The sequence below is a fragment of the Streptomyces sp. SPB162 genome, from assembly GCF_029504575.1.
Classification (GTDB): domain Bacteria; phylum Actinomycetota; class Actinomycetes; order Streptomycetales; family Streptomycetaceae; genus Actinacidiphila.
On the sequence record NZ_JAQFII010000001.1, the window covers coordinates 655,669 to 671,406 of the forward strand.

A 15,738-nucleotide genomic window follows, 5' to 3' on the forward strand; every position below is an offset into this window, starting at 1 on the left:
ATGCCCCGAACCGCCTCCCTCGCCGAGGTCTCCCCCGTCGGCCTCCCGCCCGTTCTCGTCGCCTATGAGCGGCGCGGCACGGGAGAGCCGCTGGTGCTGCTGCACGGCATCGGCCACCACCTGCAGGCATGGGACCCGGTGGTCGACCTGCTGGCCGCCGAGCGGGACGTCATCGCGGTGGACCTGCCCGGCTTCGGCCAGTCCCCCGCGCAGCACGCGTCGGTCCCCAGCGACCTGCCGACCGCCGTCGCGGCACTCGACGCGTTCTTCACCGCGCTCGGGCTGGACCGCCCGCACGTCGCCGGCAACTCCCTCGGCGGCCTCGTCGCGCTGCACCTGGGCCGCGAGCGGCTCGTGCGCAGTGTGACGGCGCTGTCCCCGGCCGGGTTCTGGACGGAGCCCGAACGGCGCTACGCCTTCACGGTGCTGGGGGCGATGCGGCGCGGCGCCCTGCTGCTGCCGCCGACCGCCGTGGAGCGAATGGCCCGCAGTTCGGCCGGACGTGCCGCGCTCACCAGCGCGATCTACTCCCGTCCCGGACGGCGCGCGCCGGAGGCGGTGGTGGCCGAGACGCGCGCCATGCGGGAGGCCGCCGGGTTCGAGGCCACCCTGGCGGCGGGCCGGGCCGGTGTCGTCTTCGGCGACGACGTGCCCGACGTTCCGGTGACCATCGCCTGGGGCACCCAGGACCGCGTCCTGCTGCGCCGTCAGGGGATCCGCGCCAAGCGCACCATCCCGGGCGCCCGGCTGGTCCGGCTGCCCGGCTGCGGCCACGTCCCGATGAACGACGACCCGGAACTGGTGGCCAAGGTCATCCTCGACGGCTCGCGCTGACCACCGGCCGGACCCGTCCGGCCCGGCCCGCCAGGGCTCCGCCCTGCTCCCCCGGCGTCCGCCGGCCGAACAGTCCGGAGCCCACCGCGACCCCCGCCGCGACCAGCAGGCTGCCCGCCAGCCGGCCAGGCCCGAACGTGCCCACCCCGATCAGCGGCGCGGTCAGCGCGGCGGAGACGGGGATCAGCCCGGAGAAGAGCGTGGCGCGCTCGGCGCCGATGCGCTGCATCCCGGCGTACCAGCAGACGAAGCCGACGACGGTCACCGCGACGGCCTGCCAGCCCAGCGCCAGGGCCTCGGCCGCGTCCGGCAGCCGCAGCGCGGCCCGCCCGTCGAGCAGCAGGCCGAGCAGCCCCGCCTCGACGGCGGCGAAGCCGCAGACGCACGTCGACAACAGCCGCGGACCCAGCGGGACGACCAGCGGGACGGCGATCACCGCGAAGGCGACCTCCCCGGCCAGCGCCGCCAGCGACCACACCAGCCCGGCCGTGTCCGAGCCGCCCCAGCCCTGGACGGCGAAGGCCCCGCCCGCGACGAGCAGCGCCCCGGCCAGGACGGCGTGGGCCGGGCGCCGACCGGACAGCAGCGGGACGAGCACCGCCACGACGATCGGCGCGCAGCCCACCAGCACGCCGGGTACCGCGGGTTGCGCGCTGCGCTCGGCGGCGAGCACCGCGAGGTTGAAGCCGACCATGCCGGTCGCGGCGAGCGTCGCGAGCCGCAGCCACAGCCGTCCGGTGAGCGCCCGCAGCCGGACGGCTGTGGCTGCGGCCCGGGTGCCGAGGAGCGTGAGCAGGGCGAGCAGCGCGAAGGCGATGCCGTAGCGCAGCGCCTGACCTCCGGCGTGCGGATAGGCCACGAGTGCGCCGTTGGCGGTGAAGGAGGCGCCGACCAGGACGCAGGCAAAGGCGGACAGCAGCGCTCCACGGCGCTGGAAGGAGTTCATGCGATGACGCTATGAACGGAACCGGTCTTGATTAAGGTCCACTCCCATGGCTGCTTCGAGGACCACTTCCGACGACGGCGACGGCAACGACGGCGACAGCGCGGCCGGGACCGCCGCCTGGGAGCTGCTGCTCCCCTCGGCCGCCGCCCCGGCGCGCGGCCGCGGCCGCGCGCTGCAGGCGGCGCTGCGCGACGCGGTGCGGTCGGGCCGGCTGGCGCCGGGCACCCAACTGCCCTCCAGCCGTGAGCTGGCGGCCGACCTGCGGGTGTCGCGCGGGCTGGTGACGGACGCGTACGCGCAGCTGACGGCCGAGGGGTATCTGAGCGGCCGGCAGGGCTCGGGGACCTGGGTGACGCGCGCGTGCGCGGGCCCCGCGGTGCCGGCTCCGGAGACGTTCGCGGCGGACGACCGGGGCGGCCCCTCGGACTTCCGGCCGGGGCTGCCGGACCTCTCGCTCTTCCCGCGTGCCGCCTGGTCGGCCGCCCACCGCCGGGTGCTGACGCGGCTGCCGCACCGGGCGTTCGGCTACCCGGACCCCCGGGGGCTGCCCGAACTGCGGGCCGCGCTCAGCGATCTGCTGGGCCGCCGCCGCGGGGTCGCGGTGGAGCCCGACCGGGTCGTGGTGTGCTCCGGGGTGGCGCAGGCGCACACCCTGATCGGCCTGGTCCTGGGAGACCGCGGCCAGCGCCGGGTGGCCGTGGAGGATCCGGGCAGCCCCGAGCACACGGCGCTGTTCGCGGCGGCCGGTCTCGAGGCCGTGCCGGTGCCGGTGGACCGCGACGGCCTGCACCCGGCGGCGCTGGCCGCCACCGGGGTGCGGGCGGCCGTGGTCACCCCGGCCCACCAGTTCCCTTCGGGCGTGGCGTACACCGCCCGGCGGCGCGGCGAACTCGCCGACTGGGCCAGGGAGAACGGCGGACTGCTGATCGAGGACGACTACGACGGGGACTTCCGCTACGACCGGGCACCCGTCGGCGCCCTGCAGGGCCTGACCCCCGGCCACGTCGCCTACACCGGATCCGTCAGCAAGTCGCTGGCCCCCGGACTGCGGCTGGGCTGGCTGGTCGCACCGGCCGACCTCGCGGCCGAGGTCGCGGCCCGCAAGCGGACGATGGACCTGGGCAACCCGGTGACCGAGCAGGCCGTCCTGGCGGAATTCATCTCCGGCGGCCACTACGACCGGCAGTTGCGGCGCTGCCAGCGGCTGTACCGCATCCGCCGCAACACCCTGGCCGAGGCGCTGGAGCGGCACTTCCCCGGCTCGCGGGTCAGCGGGATCGCGGCCGGGCTGCACGTCATCGCGGCCCTGCCCGCGCGCTACGGACCCGAGCCGCGCTTCCTGGCGGCGGCCGCGGCGACGGGCATTGCCGTCCGGCCGCTGTCCTCCTACCTTGCGCGCCCGGACCCCGTGGACGACGGCCGGGTACGCCTCGTCCTGGGGTACGCGCACCTGTCGCCGGCGGACATCGAGCGGTCGATCCGCCGGCTGGCCACAGCCTTTTGATCTCGAATCGGCAACAGCGGGTTTAACTTCCCGATACCCCCTTCTGTCGCAGTCGTCCCTCTTGATAGATATGACGCAGCGCGTTCCTGTCGGTCGATGGGCGCTCCACCCCCTTTCGCCCTTCGTCCTGTTGAGAGGTACGCCCATGCCTCCGCGCCCCCGCGCGGCGGTCCTGCCCCTGGTCGCGGTCTTCGCCGCCGGGTATCTCGCCGCCTATCTGCTGCCCACCCTCGTCGGGCACCTCGGTTCCTCCCCCGGTGGCCTCGGCCTGAGCAGCGCCCGTGCGGGCGCTGTCGGCAGCGCCCTGCTGCTCTCCTCGGCCGCCGCGGGCCTGACCCTCGCCTCCCGTGTGGCCCGTGTCGGGGCCGTCCGCCTCGCCCGCACCGGGCTGCTGCTGATGGTGGCGGGCTTCGCGCTCGCCGCCGGTACGTCCCTCGTCCCGCTGGTGGTCGCCGGCTGCGTCATCGGCGGCTTCGGCTCCGGGACGGCGACGGCGGTGGCCGCCGTCGGCATCGCCGCCCGCCCCGATCCGCACCGCGCCTCCGTGCTGGGCCTGTTGACCACCTCGGCGACCGCCGGCGCGCTGTACCTGGTGCTGCCGCGGCTCGGTGGCGGCCACGCGCTGCCGTTCGCCGCCATCGCCTGCGCCGCGGCGCTGGCCCTGCCCGCGGCCGGGCGGCTGCCGGCGGCGGACCCCGCCGACCCCCGGCGCCTCGACGCCCCCACCGCCTCCCGGCTGCCGCATCGCCGCTCGGGAGCGGTGCTGGCCGGAGCCATGCTGTGCTGGTCGTTGGCGCAGAACGCCCTGTGGGGGGTGAGCGGGCGCATCGGCCTCGACCGGGCCGGACTCTCCGAGGCCGCCCTCGGCCTGGTCTTCGCCGTCGCCCTCGGCGGCGGTCTGGCCGGAGTCGGCGCGGCGGGCGCGCTCGGCTCCCGGCTGGGGCGCGCCGTCCCGATCGGCGTCGGCACCGCGGTCATCGCCACGTGTGTCGCGGTGAGCGCCTCGGCCGGCGGAGCCGTGCCGTTCGCGACCGGCGAGGTGCTCTGGAACACCGTCTACCCCGTGGTGCTCTCCTACCTGATCGGCCTGGCCGCCTCCCTCGACGGGCAGGGCCGGTGGGCCGTGCTGGCCGGCTCCGCCTCCAACCTCGGCGTCGCCTGCGGACCGCTGGCCGGGACGCTGCTCGCCGGCCACGCCGGCTACCCGGCCATGGGCGCCGTGCTGGGCTGCGTGCTGCTCGCCACCGCCGTGCCGCTGACCGCGGTCGCTCTGCACGGCGGCGGCCGCGTCCTGCCGCCCGGCACCATCCGCCGGCGCGGCGGCGCGGCCGCGGCGGCCGTCGCGGGTGCGGCCGGCGCCCCGGCGGGAGCCGTCCCCGAACTGGGCGGCACCGAACTGGTGGTGACCGACATCGAGGTCGGCCCGGCACCCACGCCGGAACTCTCGCTCCTCCCGCCGTCGGCGCCGCAGCCGTCCTTGCGCGAGGAACCGGCAGCGGCACAGCTCACGCGGGTGTAGCGCCGAACCGGTTCTCCGGCGGCGTGTTCACCGGGCGTTCGACCGGACGGCATCCGGAGCCAGTAGGAACGGGGGCGACGCGGGAAGCCGAGCACCGGGAGTGGCAGATGTCGCAGGAAACACCGAACACGCAGGAGCGTTCGAACGGCACGGTGGACCGCAGGACGGTCCTCGGCGGCGGCCTCGCCGCGACCGGAGCGCTGCTGCTCCCTGCCATGGCGGCGGCACCCGCGCTGGCGCTGTCGGGGCGGCCGGCCGCCCCGTGGGGTGTGCAGAGCGGTGACGTCACCGCCTCGTCCGGCCTGGTGTGGGTGCGCTCCGACCGGCCGGCCCGGATGCTCGTCGAGACATCGGTCAGCGGCTCCTTCCGCGACGCGCGCCGCTGGCAGGGCCCGCTGCTGGGTCCTGACACCGACTTCACCGGCACGACCTCCCTGCGCGGTCTGCCGTCCGGCGAACAGATCCACTACCGGGTGCTGCTGGCCGACCCGGACGACTACCGGCGCACCGGCGCACCGGTGGCCGGCAGCTTCCGCACCCCGTCGTCGCGGCGCCGCGACGACGTGCGCTTCCTGTGGTCGGGAGACCTCGCCGGGCAGGGCTGGGGCATCAACCCCGACATCGGCGGCTACCGCATCTACGAGGCGATGGGCCGGCTCGACCCGGACTTCTTCCTCTGCAGCGGCGACAACATCTACGCCGACGGCCCGATCGCGCCCACCGCGGCGCTGCCCGACGGCCGGATCTACCGCAACCTCACCACCCCGGAGAAGTCCAAGGTCGCCGAGACGCTCGCGGAGTTCCGCGGCGCCTTCCGTTACAACCTGCTGGACGACGAGCTGCGCGCCTTCAACGCGCGGGTGCCCTCGATCATCCAGTGGGACGACCACGAGGTGCGCAACAACTGGTACCCGGGCGAGATCATGGACGACGCGCGGTACGCCGAGAAGAGCGTCGACGTGCTGGCCCGCCGTTCCCGGCGGGCGTTCTCCGAGTACTTCCCGATCTCGACGCTGCGGCCCAACACCGACGGCCGCGTCCAGCGGGTGCAGCACCACGGCCCGTTGCTGGACGTCTTCGTGCTGGACATGCGCACTTACCGCAACGCCAACTCTCCCGATCAGCAGGCCCAGGACGACCAGGGCATCCTCGGGCGGGCGCAGCTGGAGTGGCTCCAGCGGGAGCTGTCCCGCTCGCGCGCGGTGTGGAAGGTGATCGCCGCCGACATGCCGCTGGGCCTGGTGGTGCCGGACACCACGGAGGGCCGGCAGAACATCGAGGCGGTCGCGCAGGGCGACCCGGGCGCCCCGCTCGGCCGCGAGCTGCAGATCGCCGAGCTGCTGCGGTTCGTCAAGCACCGGCGGATCACCGGGACGGTGTGGCTGACGGCCGACGTGCACCACACCTCCGCACAGCACTACCAGCCGTCCCGCGCGGCGTTCACGGACTTCGCGCCGTTCTGGGAGTTCGTCTCCGGGCCGCTGAACGCGGGCGCGTTCCCGGCCAGCGCGTTGGACGGCACGTTCGGTCCGGAGCGGGTGTTCGTCAAGGCGCCCGAGCGCGCCAATGTCTCCCCCGCCGAGGGGTACCAGTTCTTCGGCCAGGTCGACATCGACGGGCACTCGGGCGAGCTGACGGTACGGCTGCGCGAGCAGGACGGCACGGTGCTGTTCACCAAGGTGCTGCAGCCGGGCCGCGTCGGCCAGTAGGCCCCCGTCCGAGCCGCGCCCGGCCGCGCCCGCGCCATGACCCGCGGGGGCGGCTCGGGCCCGTCCGGCGGGCGGCAAATCCGTTGAAAGGGCAAATTAACCACCAGGAACCACCCTTAACCCACCGGTCATCGAACGTTCGTGATCACGCAACACAGGTTCGACAGAGTGTTCTCATGCCTCAGTTGACTGCGCCGAATGTCCGCCCATCCCGCTCCCACCGCCACCACTGGCGGCGCGACCTGGTGGAACTCTCCGCCGTCTTCACGGCGGTGGCCCTCGCCGACCTGGTGGCCAATGTGGTGGTGCACGGTCCGGAGGGTCCCATCGTGCTGGCCGCCTCGGCGGTCGCACTGCTGGCCACGTCCGGGTTCCACATCTGGTGGGCCCGCCGCCACAGCCACGCTCCCCCCGGACCCGCTCCGGCGGACGGGACGGACGAGCCGGGCCCGACGACGCTGTGGCGGATGCGCACCACGGTGCGGGACACCCCCGGCAGCCTGGGCGCGGTGTGCATGGCACTGGCCGACGCCCACGTCGACATCCTGACGCTGCAGACGCATCCGCTCGCCGACGGCACGGTCGACGAGTTCCTCCTGCGGGCGCCCGCGGCGCTTCCGGCCGCCGCGCTGGCGCAGGTGGTCGGAGCGGCCGGCGGCCGCGACACCTGGACGGAACGGGCAGACGCCCACGACCTGGTGGACACCCCCACCCGGATGCTCACCCTCGCCACCCGCACCGCCCTGGACGCCGCGGAGCTGCCGCTCGCCCTGCGCCGGCTCTTCGGACGGTGCACGATCCGCTCGGTCCCGGCCGCGAAGGACGGCACACCGGCACCGGAGGACGCACTGGAGGAAACGATTATGCGACTGCGCGACCCCTCCGGTGGCACGATCACCGTCGAGCGGGCGTACCTGCCCTTCACCCCGACCGAGTTCGCCCGGGCCCGCGCCCTGGTGGAACTCGACGCCCGCCTCGGCGTGCGGATGCCGGCGAGCAAGGACGTGCTGACGCTGCCGGAGGGCAACGAGATCACCATCCGCCGGGCCGGCCCCGAGGACCTCGCCGCCGCCCGCGCCATGCACGACCGCTGCTCTTCCGACACGCTCGCGCAGCGCTACCACGGCCCGGTCCCCGACGCGGACCGGTATCTGCAGCACCTGCTCAGCCCGCGCTTCGGCCGGACCCTGGCCGTCGAGACGGCGTCGGGCCGGCTGGTGGCCCTGGCACACCTGCTGTGGGACGGCGACGAGAACGAGGTCGCCCTGCTGGTCGAGGACGAGTGGCAGCGGCGCGGCATCGGCGCGCAGCTGCTGCGCAAGCTCGTCGGCCACGCCGTCGAGGCGGGCCGCAGCAGCGTCTACGCCGTGACCCGGTCGAACAACACCGGCATGGTGGCGACCATGCGCGACCTGGGTCTGCCGCTGGACTACCAGGTCGAGGACGGCACGCTGGTGATCACCGCGACGTTGGCGACGTCGGGCGTGCCGTCCCCGCCGAAGGTCACGAGCCGGAACTGACCGCACCGGCGAGGGCCGCGGCCCGCAGCGCACCGTCGAGGTCGTCCCACAGGTCCTCGACGTCCTCCAGGCCGACCGACATCCGCAGCAGCCGGTCACTGACGCCCGCCGCGTGGCGGTCCCGCTCGTCGACGACGCGGTGGCTGATCGAGGCCGGGTGCTGGATGAGGGTGTCGACACTGCCGAGGCTGACCGCCGGGGTGATCAGCCGGACTCCGGCGATCACCTCGTGCGGGTCGCCGTGCACCTCGAAGGCGACCATGGCGCCGCCGATCCGCGGGTAGTGCACCGCCGCCACCCGCGGGTCGGCGGCCAGCCGTCCGGCGAGCACTTCCGCGCTCCGCGAGGCGGCGCGCATCCGCACCGGCAGCGTCGACAGCCCGCGCAGCAGCAGATAGCCGGCCAGGGGGTGCAGAACGCCGCCGGTGGCGAAGCGGACCTTGCGCAACAGCCGGGCGAACCCCTCGTCGCACGCCACCACTCCGCCGAGCACGTCGCCGTGGCCGCCGAGATACTTGGTCGCGCTGTGCAGCACGATGCTCGCGCCGAGTTCGGCGGGACGCTGCAGCACCGGTGTGGCGAAGGTGTTGTCGGCCAGCAGCGGCACCGTTCCGCAGGCGTGCGCGATCGCGCGCAGGTCCAGCTCGGCCAGGGTGGGGTTGGCGGGAGTCTCGACCAGCACCAGTCCGGTGTCGGGCCGGATCGCGTCGGCGATGCCCGCCGGGTCGACCCACGTCACCTCGGTGCCCAGCAGCCCGCCGGTCAGCAGATGGTCGCTGCACCCGTACAGCGGGCGGACCGCGACCACGTGCCGCAGGCCCAGGGAGCCGCGCGCCAGCAGGCAGGCGGTCAGGGCCGCCATCCCGCTGGCGAAGGCGACCGCGTCGTCGGTGCCTTCGAGGCGGGCCAGGGCGGTCTCGAAACGGCTGACGGTGGGGTTGTCCAGCCGTCCGTAGACAGGCGGGCCCTCCAGCCGGGCGCCGGTGGCGGCGAACACGTCGAGGCGGGCGGCCTCGCCGCGGCTGTCGTACGAGGGGTACGTCGTCGACAGGTCCAGGGGGACGGCGTGCACGCCGAGCCCGGCGAGGTCCTCGCGGCCGGCGTGCACCGCCTCGGTCGCCAGCGAACGAGGCCGTGTCACAGAGTGTTGTTCCATGCCCAGAGCATGAACAATCGACGCCTTGTACCGGTCGGATCCCGTGCTACGTTCGGCCGATGACCGATTCCGTCCCTTTGGATCCGATCGATCTGGAGATTCTCCGGGTCCTGCAGAACGATTCCCGGACCACCAACCGCGAGCTCGCGGCGGCGGTCGGCGTCGCCCCGTCCACCTGCCTGGACCGCGTGGCGCGGTTGCGCCGCACCGGGGTGATCCTCGGTCATGAGCTGCGGCTGGATCCGGCCAAGCTCGGACGCGGTCTGGAAGCGCTGCTGTCGGTGCAGGTGCGGCCGCACCGCAGGGAGCTGATCACCCCGTTCGTGGCCAGGATCCGCGCCCTGCCCGAGACGCGGGCGCTGTTCCACCTCACGGGCCCCGAGGACTACCTCGTCCATGTCGCGGTGACGGGGACCGCCGATCTGCAGCGGCTGGTGATCGACGAGTTCACCTCGTGCCGCGAGGTCGCCCGGGTGGAGACCCGGCTGATCTTCCAGCAGTGGGAGTGCGGCCCGCTGCTGCCGCCCGTGCCGGGCGCCTGACGGCCGCCCCGGTCGCTCCGGCCGCCACCCGGCAGGCACGTAGCCAGGAAGGATGATGACGCGGCAGCCCCGTTCGTACGAGGATGGCCGCATGTCCACGATTACCAGCAGCCCGCTGCCCCGCCAGGTGGCCGACGCGTACGTCGACCACCTCATCGAACTCGACCCGATCATGGGTACCTACCTCGGCGTCGCGCAGAGCCACTCCCTCCTGCCCGACTTCTCCCCCGCCGGGACGCGCGCCTTCGCCGACCTCGCCCGCACCACGTTGGACCTGCTGACGCGGGCCGAGGCCCGGCCGGGCGCGGACAGCGACGCGGAGCGCCGCTGCGCCCGACTGCTGCGCGAGCGCCTCACCGCCGAACTCGCCGTGCACGAGGCCGAGGAAGGGCTGCGCGCGGTCAGCAACATCCACTCGCCGCTACACTCGATCCGCGAGGTCTTCAGCGTCACCCCCACCGAGACCACCGAGGACTGGAGCGTCGCCGCCGCCCGGCTGCGCGCCGTCCCGGCCGCCCTGGAGGGGTACCGCGCCTCGCTCGCCGAAGGCCTTGACCGCAAGCTGCCGGCCGGCCCCCTCCAGGTCACGACCGTCATCGGCCAGCTGACCGACTGGATCGGCACCGACAGCGGCTACTTCGCCTCCTTCGCCGCGGCCGGCCCCGACGAGCTGCGCGGAGAGCTGGACGCCGCCTCCGCCGCCGCCACCGGAGCGCTGGTCGCGCTGCGCGACTGGCTGCGCGACACCTACGCGCCGGGCGTCGAGGGCGCACCGGAGACCGTCGGCCGCGAGCGCTACGCCCGCTGGTCGCGGTACTGGAACGGCACCGACCTCGACCTCGACGAGGCCTACGCGTACGGCTGGTCCGAGTACCACCGCATCCACGAGGAGATGAAGACCGAGGCCGCCAAGATCCTGCCCGGTGCGGCCACCCCCTGGGAGGCGCTGGCGCACCTGGAGGAGCACGGCACGCGCATCGAGGGCGTCGAGGAGGTCAGGAGCTGGCTCCAGTCGCTGATGGACGAGGCCATCGAGGCCCTGGACGGCACGCACTTCGAGCTGGCCGACCGCGTCAAGCGCGTCGAGTCGCGGATCGCCCCGCCCGGCGGCGCCGCGGCGCCGTACTACCTGCAGCCGTCGGAGGACTTCTCCCGCCCCGGCACGACGTGGCTGCCGACGATGGGCAAGACCTCGTTCCCCGTCTACGACCTGGTCTCCACCTGGTACCACGAGGGCGTGCCCGGCCACCACCTGCAGCTCGCCCAGTGGACACACGTCGCCGGCTCGCTGTCCCGCTACCAGGCGACCGTGGGCCTGGTCAGCGCGAACTGCGAGGGCTGGGCGCTGTACGCCGAGCGCCTCATGGACGAGCTGGGGTTCCTCACCGACCCCGAGCGCCGGCTCGGCTACCTGGACGCGCAGATGATGCGCTCCAACCGGATCATCGTCGACATCGGCATGCACCTGGGGCTGGAGATCCCCGCCGACTCCCCGTTCCACCCCGGCGAGCGCTGGACGCCGGAGCTTGGCCGGGAGTTCTTCGGCCTGCACAGCGGCCGCCCGGCCGAGTTCGTCGACAGCGAGCTGATCCGCTACCTGGGCATGCCCGGCCAGGCCATCGGCTACAAGCTCGGCGAGCGCGCCTGGCTGACCGGCCGCGAGGCCGCCCGCAAGGCCCACGGCGACGCCTTCGACGCCAAGGCCTGGCACATGGCCGCCCTGTCCCAGGGCTCCCTCGGCCTCGACGATCTGGTCACCGAGCTGTCAGCCCTGTAGGGCCGCTGCGCAAACGTTTCCGTGCGGGCGGGCGGCGGAGCACTCCCGCCGCCCGCCCGCAGGGGACGGTGGGAGTGAACTCCCGGGCCGCGCAGGCGCGTTGCCGGCTTGCCCGCGTCGGAGCCGCGCTGCCGCCGGCGGGAAAAATCCATCTGCGCCCCGCGACCGCCAGGCGATAGCCTGCAGATCCTCTGCCTTCTCCGACAGGACGGTTCCGCTCCATGACCCTGCGCACCTCCCACGACGACGGCCGACAGGTACTCGAGGACGGACGGGTGACGCTGCGCGAGCAACTGCCCGCCGACTGCGCGCTGCTGGCGGAGGGCAAGCCGGCCGACCTCGTCTGGATCGACGGCGTACCCGGTGAGGGCACGATCGTCGCCTCCGGGATGACGGTCGCGGCGGACACGGCCGGGGTGTTCCAGCCCGGCTGGGGCGTCTTCGTGATCCAGCGCTCCGAGGACGGCGTCGCGGTCGGCGGTATCGGCTTCCACGGGCCGCCCGCCGACGGGGTCGCCGAGATCGGCTACGACCTGTCGGTATCCGCCCGGGGCGCCGGCTGGGCCACCGACGCGCTGTTGCTGCTGGCCCGATGGACGTTTACCCGGCCGGGCGTCGGCAAGCTCCTGGCGACCACCGAGCCGGAGAACATCCCGTCCCAGCGGGTGCTGGAGCGGGCCGGCTTCACCCGCGTCGCGGACCACGGGGAACTGCGGGCGTTCGAACTGCCGGCTCCGTCGGACCCGGCCTGACCGAGCCTGGTCTGCGGAGCCGGGTCCGTTCAGCCGAGCCCGGTCGGTTCAGCCGAGTCGGGGGATCTCGATCGCGGGGCAGCGGTCCATGACCATCTCCAGCCCGGCCGCCCGTGTCCGCTCGCTCGCGGCCTCGTCGATCACTCCGAGCTGGAACCACACGGCCTTCGCCCCGGCCACCACCGCTTCGTCGGCGACGGCTCCGGCCAGCTCGGAGTTGACGAAGACGTCGACCACGTCGACCGGGAAGGGGATCTCGGCGAGCGAGGCGTAACCCCGCTCACCGTGCACCGTCTCGGCCTTGGGGTGGACCGGAACGACCCGCTTGCCGAAGCGCTGGAGCACCTGCGCGACCCCGTAGGCGGCCCGTGCCTCGTTGTTCGACAGCCCGACCACCGCCCAGGTGTCACCCAGTCCGGTCAGGATCTTCCGTACCGTCGCGGCATCGCCGTACACGTCGTCCTCCAAGGGTGTCTCCGGTGGAGCCGGGGGGCTTCCCTCCCGTCGTGCCTGGTCAACGAGCGGGACACCCCGCTCATTCCCGGTGGGCGGCATAGGGTGGCCGGATGGTTGACCGGTATCTGACGGTAGGGCGCGAAGGCGTGCACGAGAGCGAGATCAAACGCTCGCGCTTCGTGTGCGCACTGGCGCCCGCGGGCAGCGAGCCGGCCGCGCAGGCGTTCATCGCGAGAATCCGCAAGGAGAACCCGGGCGCGACCCACAACTGCTTCGCGTACGTCATCGGCGCCGAGGGCCGCGTCCACAAGGCGAGTGACGACGGCGAACCCGGCGGCACCGCCGGCACGCCCATGCTGCAGGTGCTGCTGCGCCGTGAGGTGCGTGACGTCGTGGCCGTGGTCACCCGCTACTACGGCGGGGTCCAGCTCGGGGCCGGCGGGCTGGTGCGCGCCTACGGCGGCGCGGTGTCCGCCGCCCTCGACGACCTGGGCACCGTCGAACGCCGGCGCCTCGCGCTGCTGACGGTCGCGGCGGACCACCAGCGGGCGGGCAAGCTGGAGAACGACCTGCGGTCGGCCGGGCGGACCGTGCGCGGCGTGCGGTACGGCGCGGACGTCCGGATCGATGTCGCGCTGCCCGAGTCCGAGGTGGCGGCGTTCCGCTCCTGGGTCGCCGACAGCACCTCCGGTGCCGCCACGGTGGAGGCCGGCGGCACCGAGTTCGTGGACGTCTGAGCCGGCCTCCCGGCCGGCCGGGTCAGCCCAGTTCGAGGCTGGTGACGCCGTACATCCCGGCCTGATCGGTCTGCGGCACGGGCCCTGTGTACATCCGGGCGGTCTCGAAGGACGGCGCCAGCCCGAGCCGCTCCATCAGGCGCACGGCCGGCTTGTTCATGTCGGGCACGTCGATCGAGACGGGTTCGCCCGGCACGGTCGCCGCCAGCGCGCCCACCAGGGCGCTCGCCACCTCCGGCGAGGCCGCGTGGACCGGCCCGATACGCGAGGCCCCACGGCACACGCGCAACACAGCAAGGCCCCGCAGCTCTCCGTCGCGCACCGCCGCCAGTGCGGTGCGCTGCGGCGCGGCGATCCAGGTGGCCAGGAAGCTGTCGCGGGACGCCGGGAAGAACCGGCGGTCGTAGGCGGCGAGTCGGTCGAAGGGCAGGGTGCGGGCGTCGACCAGGGTGACGCCCGCGGGCGTCGCGGTGTCCTCCGCGACAGGCGTGCCTTCGTAGCGGATGTTGTTCCAGGCGGGGTGGAAACCGGACTTGCGGTAGTTGTCCTGCTGGGCCACCACCCCGTCGAGCCCGACGTTGCGCCCGGCCAGCCGCTCCATGCCGGCGCGCCAGAGCTGGATGCCGTAGCCCTGGCCGCGCAGGTCCGGCCGGGTGATGTAGAAACCGAGGAACCCGAAGTCGGTGCCGTACCGGACGACCGAGACGCAGGCGGCCGGCGCACCGTCGAGGCGGCCGATCAAGAACCCGTGCGGATCGGCCGCGAAGAACGCGGCGCCGTCGGTGCGGCCCGGGTTCCACCCTTCCGCGGCGGCCCATTCCGCCATCAGCCCGATGTCGGCGGCGCTGGCGACCGTGATCTCGAATGTCGGCACTTCTCACTCCCGGGGCGTCGGCGGCGGGGCGGCGCGTCCAGTACTGATCCGCCCCAGGCGTGATCGTTTCGTGCCGGACCGGATCGCGGCAATACCGCGCGCTGTCCGGTCCGGCACGGATGACAAACTGAGGTCCGTGGTGGATGAGGTGCGGCCGGGCGCTAGCGTGGTCGGTGCCGACAGCCGGACCCTTGCTGCCTCGGTGCCGGTTCTGGGGTGGAGGAGAGATAAACGTGCAGGTCGGGGCGCCATAGTGAGACTTCTGCACACCTCCGACTGGCATCTGGGGCGTTCGTTCCACCGGGAGAGCCTGCTCTCCGCGCAGGCCGCCTTCCTCGACCACCTCGTCAGCACGGTCCGCGCCGAGGGCATCGACGTGGTGCTCGTCGCCGGGGACATCTACGACCGGGCGGTGCCGCCGCTGGCCGCCGTCGAGCTCTTCGACGACGCCCTGCACCGGCTCGCCGACCTCGGCGTCCCGACGGTGATGATCTCCGGTAACCACGACTCGGCCCGGCGGCTGGGCGTCGGCGCCGGCCTCATGGGCCGCGCCGGCATCCATCTGCGCACCGATCCGGCCGGCTGCGCCACCCCCGTCGTCCTGCCGGACGCCGCGGGCGACACCGTGCTGTACGGGCTGCCCTACCTCGAACCGGCTCTCGTCCGCGCGGAGTTCGGCGCGGAGCGGGCCGACCACACCGCCGTCCTGGGCGCCGCCATGGACCGGGTGCGCGCCGATCTCGCCACCCGCCCGGCCGGTACCCGCTCGGTGGTACTGGCCCACGCCTTCGTGACCGGCGGCGCGCCCAGCGACAGCGAGCGCGACATCACCGCGGGCGGGGTGGAGGCCGTGCCCGCCGATATCTTCGCGGGCGTGGACTACGTGGCGCTCGGGCACCTCCACGGCTGTCAGACGATCACCGAACGGGTCCGGTACTCCGGCTCGCCGCTGGCGTACTCCTTCTCCGAGGACCGGCACCGCAAGAGCATGTGGCTGGTCGACCTCGACCCGGACGGTGCGGTGACCGCCGAGCGCGTCGACTGCCCGGTGCCGCGCCCGATCGCCCGGATCCGCGGCCGTCTCGACGACCTGCTCGGCGATCCGGCGCTGGAGACCCACGAGGACGCCTGGGTCGAGGCCACCCTCACCGACGCGCTGCGCCCCCCGGAACCGATGGCGGCCCTGGCCAAACGCTTCCCGCACGTGCTCAGCCTGGCCTTCGACCCCGAGAACTCCGGCACCGACCCGGCGGTCTCCTACGCCCAGCGCCTGCGCGGCAGGACCGACCAGCAGATCGCCGAGGACTTCGTGGCCCACGTCCGGGGCACGGGCCCCGACGGGCGGGAGCGGACGGTGCTGCGCGAGGCCCTGGACGCGGTACGCGCGCACCACGCGAGGACGGAAACGTAGG

14 protein-coding genes are annotated in these 15,738 nt (G+C 74.0%); 10 read left to right on the forward strand and 4 right to left on the reverse strand.

The window, feature by feature from the left end; translation table 11 throughout:
• Entirely contained in the window at positions 1-834 is an 834-nt protein-coding gene (locus M2266_RS03070; protein WP_277436696.1) for an alpha/beta fold hydrolase, read from the forward strand.
• Here M2266_RS03070 and M2266_RS03075 read toward each other — a convergent pair.
• Positions 812-1,780, reverse strand: a complete 969-nt coding sequence (locus tag M2266_RS03075; RefSeq protein WP_277436697.1) for a DMT family transporter — start codon at positions 1,778-1,780, stop codon at positions 812-814. The genes M2266_RS03070 and M2266_RS03075 overlap by 23 nt on opposite strands.
• Positions 1,781-1,826: 46 nt before the next feature.
• Between M2266_RS03075 and M2266_RS03080 the strand changes: the two genes are divergently transcribed.
• The 4 genes from M2266_RS03080 to M2266_RS03095 all read left to right on the forward strand — a co-directional run bounded on the left by M2266_RS03080 (position 1,827) and on the right by M2266_RS03095 (position 8,032).
• Positions 1,827-3,284, forward strand: a complete 1,458-nt coding sequence (locus M2266_RS03080) for a PLP-dependent aminotransferase family protein (protein WP_277436698.1) — start codon at positions 1,827-1,829, stop codon at positions 3,282-3,284.
• 145 nt (positions 3,285-3,429) lie between these two features.
• On the forward strand, positions 3,430-4,803 hold the full coding sequence (locus tag M2266_RS03085; RefSeq protein WP_277436699.1) for an MFS transporter: 1,374 nt from the start codon (positions 3,430-3,432) through the stop codon (positions 4,801-4,803).
• Positions 4,804-4,910: 107 nt separating this feature from the next.
• Positions 4,911-6,512 (forward strand): alkaline phosphatase D family protein, encoded by a 1,602-nt coding sequence (locus M2266_RS03090; RefSeq protein WP_277436700.1) that lies wholly within the window; start codon positions 4,911-4,913, stop codon positions 6,510-6,512.
• A gap of 176 nt (positions 6,513-6,688) precedes the next feature.
• Positions 6,689-8,032 carry a GNAT family N-acetyltransferase gene (locus M2266_RS03095; RefSeq protein WP_277436701.1) on the forward strand — a complete coding sequence of 448 codons (1,344 nt, stop codon included), beginning with the start codon at positions 6,689-6,691 and terminating at the stop codon, positions 8,030-8,032.
• On the opposite strand, the gene M2266_RS03100 is transcribed toward M2266_RS03095, so the two are convergent.
• Positions 8,016-9,188: a PLP-dependent transferase gene (locus M2266_RS03100; protein ID WP_277436702.1), complete on the reverse strand. Its 1,173-nt coding sequence runs from the start codon at positions 9,186-9,188 to the stop codon at positions 8,016-8,018. The genes M2266_RS03095 and M2266_RS03100 overlap by 17 nt on opposite strands.
• Positions 9,189-9,247: 59 nt before the next feature.
• Here M2266_RS03100 and M2266_RS03105 point away from each other — a divergent pair, with 59 nt between their 5' ends.
• From M2266_RS03105 to M2266_RS03115, 3 genes are all read left to right on the forward strand, one after another.
• The gene (locus M2266_RS03105) at positions 9,248-9,730 is read left to right on the forward strand and encodes an Lrp/AsnC family transcriptional regulator (protein WP_277436703.1); all 483 of its coding nucleotides are present in this window, start codon (positions 9,248-9,250) and stop codon (positions 9,728-9,730) included.
• Between the two features lie 91 nt (positions 9,731-9,821).
• Positions 9,822-11,507 carry a DUF885 domain-containing protein gene (locus M2266_RS03110; protein WP_277436704.1) on the forward strand — a complete coding sequence of 562 codons (1,686 nt, stop codon included), beginning with the start codon at positions 9,822-9,824 and terminating at the stop codon, positions 11,505-11,507.
• A gap of 221 nt (positions 11,508-11,728) precedes the next feature.
• Positions 11,729-12,259: a GNAT family protein gene (locus M2266_RS03115; protein ID WP_277436705.1), complete on the forward strand. Its 531-nt coding sequence runs from the start codon at positions 11,729-11,731 to the stop codon at positions 12,257-12,259.
• Between the two features lie 48 nt (positions 12,260-12,307).
• Here M2266_RS03115 and M2266_RS03120 read toward each other — a convergent pair whose 3' ends face one another.
• A complete protein-coding gene (locus tag M2266_RS03120) occupies positions 12,308-12,715 on the reverse strand; it encodes a CoA-binding protein (protein ID WP_277441050.1) in 408 nt (135 codons plus the stop codon).
• Between the two features lie 110 nt (positions 12,716-12,825).
• Between M2266_RS03120 and M2266_RS03125 the strand changes: the two genes are divergently transcribed.
• On the forward strand, positions 12,826-13,452 hold the full coding sequence (locus M2266_RS03125) for a YigZ family protein (protein WP_277436706.1): 627 nt from the start codon (positions 12,826-12,828) through the stop codon (positions 13,450-13,452).
• 22 nt (positions 13,453-13,474) lie between these two features.
• Here M2266_RS03125 and M2266_RS03130 read toward each other — a convergent pair whose 3' ends face one another.
• Entirely contained in the window at positions 13,475-14,326 is an 852-nt protein-coding gene (locus M2266_RS03130; protein ID WP_277436707.1) for a GNAT family N-acetyltransferase, read from the reverse strand.
• A 253-nt stretch (positions 14,327-14,579) separates the two neighbouring features.
• On the opposite strand from M2266_RS03130, the gene M2266_RS03135 reads away from it, so the two are divergent.
• On the forward strand, positions 14,580-15,737 hold the full coding sequence (locus tag M2266_RS03135; protein ID WP_277436708.1) for an exonuclease SbcCD subunit D: 1,158 nt from the start codon (positions 14,580-14,582) through the stop codon (positions 15,735-15,737).
• Position 15,738: the final 1 nt, after the last annotated feature.

Excerpts from the sequence above, each read along its gene's own strand:
- M2266_RS03070 (WP_277436696.1), top strand. The coding sequence starts at position 1 with ATGCCCCGAACCGCCTCCCTCGCCGAGGTCTCCCCCGTCGGCCTCCCG.
- M2266_RS03075 (WP_277436697.1), bottom strand. The coding sequence starts at position 1,780 with ATGAACTCCTTCCAGCGCCGTGGAGCGCTGCTGTCCGCCTTTGCCTGC.
- M2266_RS03080 (WP_277436698.1), top strand. The coding sequence starts at position 1,827 with ATGGCTGCTTCGAGGACCACTTCCGACGACGGCGACGGCAACGACGGC.
- M2266_RS03085 (WP_277436699.1), top strand. The coding sequence starts at position 3,430 with ATGCCTCCGCGCCCCCGCGCGGCGGTCCTGCCCCTGGTCGCGGTCTTC.
- M2266_RS03090 (WP_277436700.1), top strand. The coding sequence starts at position 4,911 with ATGTCGCAGGAAACACCGAACACGCAGGAGCGTTCGAACGGCACGGTG.
- M2266_RS03095 (WP_277436701.1), top strand. The coding sequence starts at position 6,689 with ATGCCTCAGTTGACTGCGCCGAATGTCCGCCCATCCCGCTCCCACCGC.
- M2266_RS03100 (WP_277436702.1), bottom strand. The coding sequence starts at position 9,188 with ATGGAACAACACTCTGTGACACGGCCTCGTTCGCTGGCGACCGAGGCG.
- M2266_RS03105 (WP_277436703.1), top strand. The coding sequence starts at position 9,248 with ATGACCGATTCCGTCCCTTTGGATCCGATCGATCTGGAGATTCTCCGG.
- M2266_RS03110 (WP_277436704.1), top strand. The coding sequence starts at position 9,822 with ATGTCCACGATTACCAGCAGCCCGCTGCCCCGCCAGGTGGCCGACGCG.
- M2266_RS03115 (WP_277436705.1), top strand. The coding sequence starts at position 11,729 with ATGACCCTGCGCACCTCCCACGACGACGGCCGACAGGTACTCGAGGAC.
- M2266_RS03125 (WP_277436706.1), top strand. The coding sequence starts at position 12,826 with ATGGTTGACCGGTATCTGACGGTAGGGCGCGAAGGCGTGCACGAGAGC.